Below are 12,836 nucleotides of genomic sequence, written 5' to 3' on the forward strand. Positions count from 1 at the left end.
GAAGTGGTGGTCACAGTTCGCCCATCCGCCGGATCACGGGGGCGACGCGCTGGACGCCCTGCCGGTAGGCGCCGCGCGCCGCGTTGCGGACGGTCTCGCGCACCGCGCCCCTGATGCGGCCGTTGGCGACGGGGGCCGCCGCACCGGGCAGCGGGTGGCCGTCGGGGCCGAGGTGGTGGCGGGCGAGGATGCCGGGGAGGTATCCCGGTGCGGTGGCGGGGGTGTAGTAGGGGGCGAGCGGCGGCAGTTCGCCGGCCGCGAGCAGCGCGCCGACCCGGTCGCGCGCACCGTCGTAGGCGGTGGCGTACGTGCCGTCGGCGGCGACGCCCTGGCCCGCCAGCCACTCGGGGTCGGGGACGGGGTACAGGCCGTCGTCCAGCTGGTCCCAGGAGGTGATGAGACCGGAGCCGACGAAGTGGTGGTTGCCGAGCGTCTCGCGGACGCCGAGGTCGCTGAGGATCGCGGTCGGGATCGACCGGTGCAGTGATTCCAGCGCGGCGGTGGAGGAGACGGTGACGAGCAGGTCGGTGCGGTCGAGCACCTCGCCCATGTGCCCGTACACCAGCTGGAAGTTGGCGGGCAGTCCGCCGGGCAGCCGCTCCGCGAGCCGCTGGTAGGGCAGCTCCTCGATGTGCGTGGTGTGCTCGCCCGGCTTGGAGCGGAGCTTGAGCACCACCTCACGGTCGGGGTGCTTGCGGGCGTGCTCGACGAGCCGGCGCAGCAGGTACGTACGGTCCGCGCGGGACGCCGGTACGGAGGGCTGCGCGGCGAACACGACGGTGTCGCGGCCCTCCCGCGGCCGGTGCGGCTCCCCGCCGAGGAACGGCAGGGCCGCCTCGGTGACGGCGCTCGCGTCCGCGCCGACCCCTTCGTACACGGCGCGGAAACGCTCCGCGTCGTGGGCCGAGTTGGCGAGGACGACGTCCGCGCCGTGGCGGAGCAGCAGCCCGTCGGCGAGCTTCTCGTAGACGACCCCGACGTAGCCGGTGACGACGACCGGCCTGCGGGGCAGGTCGAGGGCGGCGAGGCCGTGCACCATCGCCTGGACGCCACCGCCGACGAGGGCGAGCACGACGACGTCGTACTCCTCCTCGCGCACGGTGTGCAGGAACTCGACGGCGGTGACCTCACGGACCCGTCCGGTGTCCACGCCGACGTCGCCGACCTCGGCGAGCTGGCGTGCGGTGGGCGTGGCCCGTCCGCGCAGCAGAAGTCCGCTGATCTCGACCGGGCGCTCCGTGACGGAGGCTTCACCCGCGGCGGTCAGTCGGCGCGCGGTGAGCGCACCCCATTTCCACCGGGTGTCGGAATCTGCGAGGACGGCCACCCGGAGCGCCGCGGAATGCGCGGGGGCTTCGGCGGGTTCGGCCGGGTCATTGGTACGAAGGGGCACGTCCTAGAAGGTAGGAAGCCATTTCATTGGAAGGCCCAACGGCCGGGCAACAGATGGTTAACAACAAGTCGACGCTTGGGGAGTGGGCTCCGAAAAGGTGCGAACTCCACTTCCCTGCGGGATCGTTCATGATTCCGCTGCATGGAGTTCACCCGGAGTACCCCCGACGGACAGGGCATGCGAAAGGCGCCCGTCTAGCGTGGTCCGCGTGGTCAAACTCTCCGTCATCGTGCCGTTCTTCAATGTCCGGGCCTACGCCTCCGACACACTCAGAAGTCTGCGGGCCAATGCCCGCGAGGATTTCGAGTTCGTCCTCGTCGACGACTGCTCGACGGACGGAACCGCGGATCTCCTGAGCCGTGCCGAACGGGAGATCGAGGGGGTGGTCGTTATTCGGCATGAACAGAACGCCGGTCTGGCCACGGCTCGCAACACCGGTCTGAACGCGGCCCGCGGTGAGTACATCGCTTTCCTCGACGGCGACGACTGGGTCGCTCCCGGCCACTACGCCGGCCTCCTCGCGCGGACCGAGGCGCTCGGCTGCCAGTTCGTGCGCACGGACCACGTCCAGGCCACCGGCACGGCCCGCACGGTGCGCCGCGTCCCGCACGGGCCGCGCGCTGAGGTGGGCGACCCCCGCGGCGCGATCCTGCCCGCGACCCGGACGACGTCGGTGGACTACGCGTTCGCCTGGGCCGGGCTCTACCGCCGGGATCTCCTGGACAAGGGGTTGCTGCACTTCACGGACGGTCTGCGCACCGCCGAGGACCGGCCGTGGATCTGGCGGCTGCACCGGGAGGCGGACTCCTTCGCCGTCGTCGGGACGCTGGGCCACTTCTACCGCCGGGGGGTCGCCTCCTCCCTCACCCAGATCGGTGACGAACGCCAACTGGACTTCGTCCGCGCGTACGACCAGTTGTTGTCCGAGACCGCGTCGGACCGCGACGCGGACGCCCTGCTGCCGAAGGCGGTACGGACGTACTGCGCCGTCATCGCCCACCACGTGGGAGCCATCGGCAGATTTGAACCCCCCGTGGCCCGCACCCTGAGATCGCTCAGCGCGACAGCGCTCAAGAACATGCCCCAGCCCGTCCTGGACGACGTCCTGGACACCATGGACACCGAACGTGCGGCCGTGCTGCGCAGGCTGCGCCGCCGTCCCGCCGGAATCAAGGAGGCGACCACCGCATGACCGTCCAGATCTTCGCCTCTTCGGGCGCGCACGGCACGGCCGTGGTCGCCGCCGCGGTCGACTCGGGCTGCTTCCGGGACGCGGAGCGCCGCATCCTGCTGCTCTGCGACACCGCGGCGGTCCCGGAGGCCACGCCGCTCCCCTCGACACTGCCGGGGTTCGCGGCGCTGCGCTCCCGCTTCGACGAGGTCCTGTCGTGGAACGACACCGTCTTTCCCCTGCACCCCGCCGCGTGGACGCCCCGGGCCGACGACGTGCCGCTGTGGGAACGGCATCTGCGCCGTGCCTGGGACCTCGGGGACGAGGAGGTCGAGCTGGTGCTGGAGTCCCCGCACGCCTCACCCGCCCACGCGATCGCCGAGATCTTCACGGACAGCCCGGTCACGGTGTACACGGACGGCCTGACCGGTTACGGGCCCACCGCCGGGAAGGTCGGCCCGCTGATCGGCACCCGGGTGCCGCAGGTGATCCACCCCGACCTGGTTCCCGGTCTGAGGCCGATGCTGCTGGCCGAGCACGGCGTGCCCTCCCGTCCGCTGCCCACCGCCGCCCTGCTGAAGGTCCACGCCGAACTGGCCGGTGCGCACCCGGGGTTCGCCGGCTCCCCGGGTGCCGCCCTGCTGCTCCTCCCCGAGCCGGAGACGCTTCCCCCCGACGGGGGACCGGAGCTCCTCCTGCGGATGGTGCGCGGCGCGGTCGCTCTCGGCCACACCCGTCTCGTCCTCCAGCCGCACCCCCGTACGCCGGCGTTCTCCGCCGGGGCGCTGAAGGCGGAGGCCACCCGTCTCGGTGCCGTACTGACCGTCCCGGCGTTCGAGGTGCCCGGCGCCCCCGTCCCGGCCGAGGTCCTCTTCGAGAGACTCCGTCCCGCGCTCGTCGTCGGCCTCTCCTCGGCCGCGCTGCTCAGCGCGTCGGTCCACTACGGCCTGCCGGTGGCCCGGACCGGCACCGGCACCCTGCTGGAGCGGCTCGCCCCCTACGAGAATCCCGCCAGGATTCCCGTGACGATCGTCGACGCGCTGCTGCCCGCCCTGGACGACGCCGCCGCCGTGCGCGACCAGACGCCGCCGACGGAGGAGACGGCGGCCGAGGCCCTCGACGGTCTGCTGGAGGCGGTCGGCTTCGCCATGCGTCCGCGCGTACGCCCGGACCTCCGTCCGGCCGCCGAGCGCTACCTCTCCACCCGGCTGGACACGCGGACCTGGCGCTACTTCAAACGCCGTCGCCTCGCGTCGCTCGCCCTCCCCGGTGTCGTGCCCAACCGTCTCGCCTTCGTCCGTCGCAGCCCGACGTTGCGGCGGGTGGCCCGCCGCGCGCGGGCCCTCGCGCGCCGCTGACCGGGCGACACGGGCGGGACACGGCGAGGTCCGGGGGCGGGAGGCGGGCGGGTGCCCGCCTCGTCGGAGCGTGCAGTCAGCCCAGCAGCCGCGTCAGGCCGAGGCGGGTCCACAGGAGCGCCGCGCCGAAGGAGACGGTCGCGGTGGCGGCGGTGACGGCGACAGCCAGCGCCGCCGCCGCCGGAAGGCCGAGATCGGTGTCGATCATGACATCGGTGAGGACGCCCAGGACCAGGACGTGGACCATGTACGCGCCGAACGAGGCGCCAGACAGCCGGGCCAGCGCGGGGCGCAGGCGCTCGGGGACGCCGACCCTCAGCAGCGAGAGCAGCACGGCCACGCTGAGCAGGGCGACCAGCACGCTGGCGTACGGGATCGCGTAGTGCACATCGTGCTGGTACCAGACGATCGCCGCCAGCGCCCCTGCGGCCGGGAGCAGCCACCAGAGCCGGAACCTGCCGAGCGTCCCGGCGGGCGTCGAGAGGAGCAGCGCGCCGAGGGCCGCGTAGATCAGCTGGTACGGGCCGAAGCCCCAGCCGAAGTGCGGCAGTTCGACGCCCGCGACCTTCGACACGTCACCGAACAGGGACGGGGCGGCCCCGAGCGCCAGGAGGGCGGCACCGAGGCCCCAGGGGCGCTTGCCCGCCTTCACCAGGGAGACGAAGGCGAGGAGCATGATCACCGGGATGTAGGCGTACAGGTACCAGAGGTGGTAGGCCGGGCGGACCGAGGCGAAGAGCGCGTGGAGTGCCAGGTCCCGGAGCGGGTCGGCATTGGTGCCGCGTGCCTTGCCCCAGGCGAGGTAGAGCACCGTCCACACGCCGAGCGGCACGACGATCCGTACGATCCGCTGCCACAGCTGCCTGCCGTCACGGACCGGTGCGCCGACGAGGACGACCCACCCCGCGATCGCGAAGAAGAGCGGTACCGCGAAGCGGCCGGCCGAGTCCCCCACCAGACCGGCCCAGTAGGTGCCGGGAGCGTTCGACGCCTCGCGGCCCGCGGCCTGCACGAACGCGGAACCCGTGTGACAGACGATCACACCGACGGAGCAGACCAGCCGGATCAGATCGATGTCGTAGCGGTGTTCGCGGCGCGGGCGGGCTTCGGAACCGGGCTGCGAGGGCTGCGCGGGGGCGGGCGCGCTGGGTGAGGAGACAGAGGAAGACATGGTTCAGGAAGACTATGAACGCGTGGGTGCGGGGTGAACTCCGATCGGGTGAACAGTCGCTACGTCCGGGTGGCGGCCGGGTGAAGGCCACGCGCGGCACCGTCGGTCCGGCGATGCCCGCGCCCGGCGGAGTCGGCCCCGCGGACGGCTCCCGGGGCACGGCGGGCCCGGAGTTCACCGTGGTGCCGGTGAACTCCGGAACCTGGGGAGCCGCCGTGCGCATGGATCATGGCGGTAGAGGTCCGGAAGGGTTCAGAGACCCAGGCTGACACGGGTACGCCGTACGGTTCGGCGCAGCCGGATCGCCGCTCCTCGGGGACCGCCGCCGGGAAGCGTGAGCTTCTGCAGGCGCCGCCGCTTGAAATAGTGCTGGGTACTGGCGTCGAGGTGCTCCCGCAGCCAGGACTCGGCCTCCGCGCGCAGCTCGGGATGGAGGTTCGCCTGCATGCAGTACCCGACCGTCCTCACCAGCGGACCGAGAGATTCCGGGGACGTGGACGGCAGTTCGGGAACGGGTCCGTCGCCCTGCTGGTCCAGGTCGGGCAGGAGGTGGTCGACGATCGTCAGCGGAATGCGGTTGCTGTTCTCGTACGGGGCGATGCGGTCCAGGACGAGTCCGGTGCCGACCCGGGCGACGGGAATGCCGTAGTACACCGCGGCCGTGAAGAGCGCGGTCGAGAAGCAGCCGACCACGAGCGTGGGCGAGCACCGCTCGTAGAGGGTCTCGGCGAGCAGCGGGCTGTCGAACGTGGTCAGCTGCACGCCGAGTTCGGCGGCGGCCTCGTCCAGTGCCCGGGAGTAGGCGGCCGGGGCGGTGGGGTGCGGCTTGAAGACGATGGAGGTGTGGCCCGCCCGCACCGCGCCGCGCAGCATGCGGATGTGCAGTTCCTCCTCCTCCTCGGGAGTGAGGATGCTCAGGGCCGCGAGGTACTGCCCCAGCAGGATGGCGGTGGGCGTTTCCGTGCCGAGGGCGGCGAGTTGCCGGTCGCCGTCCGCCGCCCGGCCGATCTCGCCGAGCACCTTGCGGAAGGCGTCGTTGGGCACGAGTTCCGGCTCGACCCCGAACTCCGACAGGAGAAGGGGGCGCAGCCCCGGTACGAGGTCCAGGTGGAGCACGCGCCGGACGCGGCAGGCGATGGAGCGCGGCAGCCTGTTGCGGGTCGGGCCGTAGCTCATCAGGCCGTCCGCGTAGACGTGCACGGCGCTCTCGGCGAAGATCGCGGCGAGTGCGCGGGCGGGGTTGACCTGGATGGATTCCACGGCGAGATCGACGGGGCCGGTGGGGTCGATGCCCCAGGCGAGGCGGAAGGCACGTTGCCAGAGCTCGGTCTCCTCGCCGCGCGGGCCCCAGCCGCTCGGGTGGTGCGGGCTGATGGCCTCGTTCCAGTCGACGACGGAGTCGAAGCGTGCGGCGATGTCCCCGTAACCGCGCATCTCGTCGAGCCGGAGCGCGGTCTCGGGGACCGAGGCGTTGTTGGAGACGAGAAGGATGCGGTGGCTGTCCTGCCCGGGTCCGAACTGTCCGGCGTCGAGAGCCGCGGCGAGGGTGGCCGCGCCGTACAGGGTCGATACCTGGAAGATCTGGGTGCGTCGAGTGGGCATGGGTCAGGCGGCCTTCTGCTTGTCCTGCTTGTCACGCAGGCGGTTGAGCAGAGCGCTGCGCTTGGCGTCCATCATCTTCAGGGTCTGGTCGAGCACCTGCTGCGGCATGCGGTGGAGTGCGGCCGTCGACTCCTGGCGCAGGCGCCGGAAGGTCGCTGGTTCGTACTCGTCCGCCTTGTCGTTGTGGAAGGCGATCATCGCGCAGTAGGTGCGCACCGCCTTCGGCAGGAGGAGTTCCGCGTCCCGGTCCTCGCGGATCTCGTCCAGCAGCGTGTCGTACGCGGGGAAGAAGTCCAGCTGGCGTGAGTCCTTGATCTGGGTCAGGGAGGTCGTGACGCCGCGCCGGTAGAAGATGCCGTACAGGTTGAGCGCCGCACAGGTGCGGGCCCGAAGGTGCAGCTGCCAGATCCACAGCCTGTCCTCGGCGGTGCGCAGCCGGGTGTTGAAGCGGTGGCCGCCGTCTTCGAAGATGCGCCGGTGGTAGATGCCGGCCCAGACGAAGGGGTAGTCGACCATCGTCTCCCACTCGGGCGAGGCGATGCCCTCCCGAGGGTCCAGCACCGTGTCCCGGAGCGGTGCGGGTGCGCGTTTCACGATCCTGCTGGTGCCGGTGGCCTGGACGTGGTCGGTGCGGGCGAAGTCGCAGTCCAGCTCGGCGGCGGCGTGCAGCAGCCGGCCCAGGTGGCCGGGGGCGTACCAGTCGTCGCCGTCGAGGAAGGTGACGAAGTCGCCCCGGGCCGCGTCGATGCCACTGTTGCGGGCGGCGGCGATGCCCAGGTTCTTCTCGTGCCGGACGACCTCGGCGTTCGGGAGTCTGTCGGCCCAACGGTCGATGATGGCCGGTGTCTCATCCGTGGAACAGTCGTCCACCAGCAGGAATTCGACGTCAGGGCCGCTGTTGCGGGCGAGACTGCCCAGCGTCGTGTCGGCGAAGGCACCGACATTGTGGAACGGAACGACAACGGACAGCTTCGGCACGCGGGCCCTCTCCTTCGATCATGATCCGCACACGTTAGTGAGCGGGTCGGAGGATCAGGTGTCCCTCGACCCAACGGACGGAGAACTCTGGGCGTCCCCTGGGTGGCTCCGGCCGGGGATGCCTGTTGTGCATCCGCCGCGACGGGGGCCCGGACCTCTCGTCCGGCCGCACCGGTCGGTCCGGGATGCCGGTATGGGATGCCGGTACGGGTGGTGGCCGGCGCACCCCGCGTACCTCAGATGCCGCTGAGCGAGAGCTTCGCGGCGAAGCCGAGGAAGAGCAGGCCGACCGCCGAAGTAGCCGTCACCGAGAGCCGCTTGCGGCGGCGGAAGGCGGCGGCGAGGCGGGTGCCGCCGAAGATCAGCGCGGAGAAATGGAGGAAGCTCCCCAGCTGGAGCACACGTGCACGGCGCCTCTTCCCGGGGCGGCCCGTACGAGGGCGCCCGGTGCGGGGCGGTGTGCCCGTGTCCGGCTCCGCACCTTCTCCGCCGCCGGAGGAGGACCGGGCAACCGGGCGCGGCGGGAACGCGTCTCCTCCCACACACCGGTACGCGGGGCGCGGCAGGCCATGGGGAGGCCGGAGTGACACGTACACGAGCGACATGCTCACCCTCGACATCCATCCGTACGCGGGCACGCGGCCGGCGGGCGCGGCGGGCGGCCGCGACCGCCGCCGTGCTGCTCGCCGGGGTGGCCCTCGTGACGGGGTGCGAGCCGACGGAGGTGACCGGTGGGGCAGGAGTGTCGCCCGTCCCCCGGGTGACGACTCCCGCCGCCTCTCCCACCGCGTCCGCGACCGCATCTCCTACCGGGGCTGCCGCCTCGTCGTCGCCGCCGCCGTCCCGGACCACCGACGACAAACCGTCCGCTCCGGCCACGGCGACCGCGCGGCCCACCCCCACCACCGTCCCGGCCCCGGCACCGTCCGCCCCGGCTCTGATGTCCATCGGCTCCGAGGGTGCACGGGTCCGCGAACTCCAGGCCCGGCTGCGGCAGGCCGAGCACTTCGCCCGTCATCCCACCGGTTACTACGGGACGCTCACCTCCCAGGCAGTCAACGCGTTCCAGCGCGAGCTCGGCCTCACGGTGACGGGGCGCACGGACGCCGTCACCTGGCAACGGCTGCTGGCCGCCACCCGTACGCCCACGGCGTCCGAGCTCGACCCGCCGACCGAACTCCCCGTGGCGGCCCCGGACCCGCGCTGTCTACGGGGGCGGGTGCTCTGCGTCAGCAAGGAGAGCCGGACCCTGGCGTGGATGATCGACGGCCGGGTGGTCTCGGTGATGGACGTGCGGTTCGGCTCGGAGTACACGCCGACCCGCGAGGGCGTCTTCTCCGTCTACTGGAAGTCGCGCCACCACGTCTCCACGCTGTACGGCTCCCCGATGCCGTACGCGATGTTCTTCAGCGGAGGCCAGGCGGTGCACTACTCGGCCGACTTCGCCGCGCGCGGCTACGGCGGCGCGTCCCACGGCTGCGTCAATGTCCGCGACGAGAAGAAGATCTCCGCGCTCTACGCGCAGGTGAAGGACGGCGACAAGGTCGTGATCTACCACTGAGACGCCGCGCTCGACCGCTGCCCGGGAAGCGGCGCGTTCCCCGGCCGGGCCCAGATCGGGTCCTGCCTCGGGAGGCTCCGGGGGCGTCGGGCGAAAAGGGGAAGGGGAAGTGGCGCGGACGGGACCGGGGGAACGTGTCCCGCCCGCGCCGATGCGCGGAGCCGAAGGTACGGGGGGAACCCCGGCTCGATGCGCCGCCGATGACCAGTCGGCTCACTTCCTACTGCGTCACCGAGCCGAAAAACGTCACAGATGTCGGCCGGATGTGACCGGTCCCACACGGGCTGCCCGGCGGACGACCGGTCAGCTCCACCCGAAGAGGGCCGATCGAGGATCCCCGGAGCGGGCACCGCGTCCGCCCCGCACGCCCGTTGAGCCCTTCTCGGTCTCCGAGCTCTCCCCGCTTGCCGCGTGCTTCCCTCTCCCCCCGCTCCCCGCTCTCCGCGTCGGAGCGGCGGCAGGGCTTCCCGCCCCGGGGGTCGCCGCCTCACCGGACTCCGGTGCCGAGCGGCGAGCGGTGGCCGGACCGACCGCAGGGGCGCGCCGGGGCGAGAAGGAGGAGGACCGGCCCTGCCGGTAGGTGTCCTGGTCCCCTTCGTGCGGGTGGCCGCCGGCGTGGCCGGAGCCTTCGCCCGCGCCGTTCGAGGCCGGCCCGTCCGGTCCGTCCGATCCGTTGTCCGCGTCTGAATCCTCCGGGTGCGAACGCGTGAGGGTCGCGCAGTAGGCCTCGATGTTCCGCTCGCCCCGTGCCAGTTGGGCGAGGCGGCGCCGCTCCCGGTCGTCCACGTGCCCCTCCCGGTAGTCGTCGCACTCCTCCACGGCAGCTGCGTAACCGTCGGTGTCGGAGCTCCCGTGACCACCGGAGGCTCCGGAGCCGTCCGGGCCGCCGAACGCGCCCCGGCCCGACGCCCCGCCGCCGTCCCCGTCCCTGTGACCGCCCGCGCGGCCGCCGGAGTCGCCGGTGCCGTCCCGGCCGTCCGGCCCGCCGGTACCCGGGGTGGTACCCGCGTCGCCCGTTCCGCCAGGGGTTTCGCCGGCGCTTCCGCCGGAGGCGTCGCCGGTACCGTCCGGGGTGCCGGAAGGACCGTCCGTACCGGGCGCCTCCGGTGCGGAGCCGTCCGGTGAGGCGGCCACCGAGACGGTGGCCGCCGGGCCGTGTTCCGCACCGCCGAACGCCCCGGTGAGCGCGCCCGTACCGGCCGCGACGGCGACACCGCCGAGCGCGCAGCCGGCGAGTGAGGCCACCAGGCCGATGCGCACGGGGCGGCCGAAGCGGGGGCGCTCCCGGCCGCGGGACGGGGAGGGCGGCGCGCCGAGCCGCACCGGGTCGAGCATGCCCGCATCCGGGGCCGTACCGGCTTCCACGACGGGCCCGACGGGCCGCCGGTGGCGCCCCGGAGCGGACGTCCCACGAGCCGGTCCCACCTGCCGGAAAGCTGCCAACGCGGCCTCTTCGCCCGCCAGTTCACCATCTGCCCGGGGCGCCGAACGGGCCGCGCCGAGCGTCTCGGCGAGGCTCCGTGCGGCGGAGCGCGCCTGAGCCCCGGGAGGCACGACCGGTTCGCCGCGGAGCAGTTTCTCCGCGGCTTCCCTGTCGAGCCACTCGTCCTGCTCGTCGGCCATCACATGTCCTTCTGCGTCCACGGACGCGAATGCGTCACTCCGGAACCACTCCCGCGGGCGCCACCACGCCACCCCGTCCGAGGCGTTGCGCGGGTACGGCACCGAGTTCCGGCCCGGGTCCGTCCCGGCCCCCCGCGCCCTGCTCCGTTTCGTCGTTCCGCGACCCCCGAGGGACCGTACCGGCCCGTTCCGCTTCCCGCTGGTCCCCTCCCAGCATCTCCGCGAGCCGCTTCAATCCGCGGTGCGCGGCGGTGCGTACGGCGCCGGGCCGTTTCCCCAGCGTCCGCGCGGCACTCTTCGCGTCGAGGCCGACGACCACCCGCAGCACCACCGCTTCGGCCTGGTCCTGCGGCAGCCGGGCTATGAGCGCCATGGCGCGGTCGGTGTCGATGGCCTCCATGGCCTCGCCGGCGGTGTCCGAATCAGCCGGACGCCCCGTCAGCTCTGTCTCGTCACCGCCGATCGCGGGCCGCCGGCCGCGCATCCGCAGATGATCCAGGGACCGGTTGCGCGCGATCCGGGCGGCCCATCCCCGGAACCGGTCGGCATCACCGCTGAAACGCTCCAGATCGCGAGCCACCTGGAACCACGTCTCGGACGCCACGTCCTCCGCGTCCGCTTCCCCCACCAGCGTTCGTATGTACCCCAACAGCCGCGGCTGCACCGCGCGGTACACAATGCGGAAAGCTTCCTCACTCCCGCCCTGCGCCGCGAGCACCGCGGCGGTCAGCTCCGCGTCGTCCCCCAGCACCCCTCAACCGCCCTGCTGTCCCGAATCGCGGCTGGTCACCGCCGCTGCGCCACCCTGCGCGATCAGCACGCTACGTGCTCGGCAGGTGCCGCGTCCATGGCTTGTACAAGTCGCAACAAAGCGGCGCCACCTGGCGGTGTGACAGAAAACGTGGTCACGACGCTGTGTGGAGTACGGGGCCGCACTGCGGCTTCGTGGAAGACGGCCGGGGCCTCTCCTGTGGGGGGTGGCGGCTTTGGCCGTCTTCCTTCACACCCCTTCTGACCAGGCAATATACTGGCCAGCGCCTGCCGCCACCGCGGGCGGGGGGAGAGAATCGGGTGGTCGCTCACCGCGCGGGTCGTCCGGGGCCCGATCCGCTCCATCGAGGAGAACAGCTTGCTCGATGACCTGCTCGGCCGTCTCGCACTCCCCGGGCAGGCCGAAGGCGCGGACGGGCTCAGCGAGAACGGGGCGCCGTACTGCGCGACGCCGGGGTCACGCATCTGCCCATGGGGCCGCACCGGGATCACTCCAACTCCCGTACGTGCGGGGCATTTTCGGGTGGAGCCCGGATTTCGATTCCAGACGGTAGCGGGCGTGGGGTGCGGGTGTGGACATGCTCCAGGAGAAAACCCGCGTCCCGTCCTCCCCGTGCTGGACTCGGCCGTGCGCAGCGGTGCCGCCTCGGCGGTCATGGAGGTCTCGGCGCCCCCGGTTTCGCGGCGCCACGGGAGCCCGGGGCAGACAGGTCAGACGGCGAGCCGGATCAGTGCCCAGATGACGACGAGGTCCAGTGTCATCACGCTGATGGACCACAGGGGGTAATAGGGAATGAACATGAACTGGGTGACCAGGCTGACAGCGGCCAGCCCGATGCCGGTCGAACGGCCCCAACTCCTGGCCCCCAGAACTCCGAGGCCCCCCAGCACCAACGCGACGCCGACGACGAGGTGGATCCACCCCCAGGCGGTGAGGTCGAACCGGTACTCGTAGGCCCGAGGCACGCCGTAGAGGGTGTCGCGGGCGATGCCGGTGATCCCCTGGAGGATGCTCAGCACCCCGCTCAGGACGAGTGGGACGCCGATGAACCTCGTCGGATCGGTTGACCTTCCGCCGTCCCGGGGGGCTGCAGCCTTCTGTCGCACACCACCCGGCGTGTCTGTCATGGCTGGCACCTTTCGGCTGGTGCGAGGCCGCCCCCTTGCACAAGAGGACGGAAGCGGAGGCGTTTGCCCACGGTCACACT

General features: G+C 72.3%; 10 protein-coding genes and 1 pseudogene. 3 read left to right on the plus strand and 8 right to left on the minus strand.

Going from position 1 to position 12,836, the window contains the following annotated elements; translation table 11 throughout:
• Nucleotides 1-10 precede the first annotated feature (10 nt).
• The gene (locus ACFYPN_RS08435; protein WP_358758815.1) at nt 11-1,393 is read right to left on the minus strand and encodes a DUF6716 putative glycosyltransferase; all 1,383 of its coding nucleotides are present in this window, start codon (nt 1,391-1,393) and stop codon (nt 11-13) included.
• A 208-nt stretch (nt 1,394-1,601) separates the two neighbouring features.
• Between ACFYPN_RS08435 and ACFYPN_RS08440 the strand changes: the two genes are divergently transcribed.
• Together ACFYPN_RS08440 and ACFYPN_RS08445 are read left to right on the plus strand one after the other, a co-directional pair.
• On the plus strand, nt 1,602-2,585 hold the full coding sequence (locus tag ACFYPN_RS08440) for a glycosyltransferase family 2 protein (RefSeq protein ID WP_358758817.1): 984 nt from the start codon (nt 1,602-1,604) through the stop codon (nt 2,583-2,585).
• Entirely contained in the window at nt 2,582-3,922 is a 1,341-nt protein-coding gene (locus tag ACFYPN_RS08445) for a polysialyltransferase family glycosyltransferase (RefSeq protein ID WP_358758819.1), read from the plus strand. The genes ACFYPN_RS08440 and ACFYPN_RS08445 overlap by 4 nt, the downstream gene beginning before the upstream one ends.
• 76 nt (nt 3,923-3,998) lie before the next feature.
• Here the strand turns inward: ACFYPN_RS08445 and ACFYPN_RS08450 are convergent, their stop codons facing one another.
• From ACFYPN_RS08450 to ACFYPN_RS08465, 4 genes and pseudogenes are all read right to left on the minus strand, one after another.
• Nucleotides 3,999-5,093, minus strand: coding sequence for an acyltransferase (locus ACFYPN_RS08450; protein WP_358758821.1), 1,095 nt, complete (start codon nt 5,091-5,093; stop codon nt 3,999-4,001).
• A gap of 252 nt (nt 5,094-5,345) precedes the next feature.
• Nucleotides 5,346-6,695 (minus strand): polysialyltransferase family glycosyltransferase, encoded by a 1,350-nt coding sequence (locus ACFYPN_RS08455; RefSeq protein ID WP_358758823.1) that lies wholly within the window; start codon nt 6,693-6,695, stop codon nt 5,346-5,348.
• A gap of 3 nt (nt 6,696-6,698) precedes the next feature.
• Nucleotides 6,699-7,673, minus strand: coding sequence for a glycosyltransferase family 2 protein (locus ACFYPN_RS08460; RefSeq protein WP_358758825.1), 975 nt, complete (start codon nt 7,671-7,673; stop codon nt 6,699-6,701).
• 236 nt (nt 7,674-7,909) lie between these two features.
• Nucleotides 7,910-8,074 (minus strand): annotated as a pseudogene (locus tag ACFYPN_RS08465) (leucine efflux protein LeuE); the annotation flags it as partial.
• A 182-nt stretch (nt 8,075-8,256) separates the two neighbouring features.
• On the opposite strand from ACFYPN_RS08465, the gene ACFYPN_RS08470 reads away from it, so the two are divergent.
• A complete protein-coding gene (locus ACFYPN_RS08470) occupies nt 8,257-9,234 on the plus strand; it encodes a L,D-transpeptidase family protein (protein WP_389297380.1) in 978 nt (325 codons plus the stop codon).
• Nucleotides 9,235-9,537: 303 nt separating this feature from the next.
• On the opposite strand, the gene ACFYPN_RS08475 is transcribed toward ACFYPN_RS08470, so the two are convergent.
• The 3 genes from ACFYPN_RS08475 to ACFYPN_RS08485 all read right to left on the minus strand — a co-directional run bounded on the left by ACFYPN_RS08475 (nt 9,538) and on the right by ACFYPN_RS08485 (nt 12,756).
• A complete protein-coding gene (locus ACFYPN_RS08475) occupies nt 9,538-10,857 on the minus strand; it encodes a hypothetical protein (protein ID WP_389297381.1) in 1,320 nt (439 codons plus the stop codon).
• A gap of 34 nt (nt 10,858-10,891) precedes the next feature.
• Nucleotides 10,892-11,608 (minus strand): RNA polymerase sigma factor, encoded by a 717-nt coding sequence (locus ACFYPN_RS08480; RefSeq protein WP_389297383.1) that lies wholly within the window; start codon nt 11,606-11,608, stop codon nt 10,892-10,894.
• Nucleotides 11,609-12,339: 731 nt separating this feature from the next.
• Nucleotides 12,340-12,756 carry a hypothetical protein gene (locus ACFYPN_RS08485; RefSeq protein ID WP_358758829.1) on the minus strand — a complete coding sequence of 139 codons (417 nt, stop codon included), beginning with the start codon at nt 12,754-12,756 and terminating at the stop codon, nt 12,340-12,342.
• Nucleotides 12,757-12,836 lie beyond the last annotated feature (80 nt).

This window comes from Streptomyces sp. NPDC005576 (assembly GCF_042871745.1).
Taxonomy (GTDB): domain Bacteria; phylum Actinomycetota; class Actinomycetes; order Streptomycetales; family Streptomycetaceae; genus Streptomyces.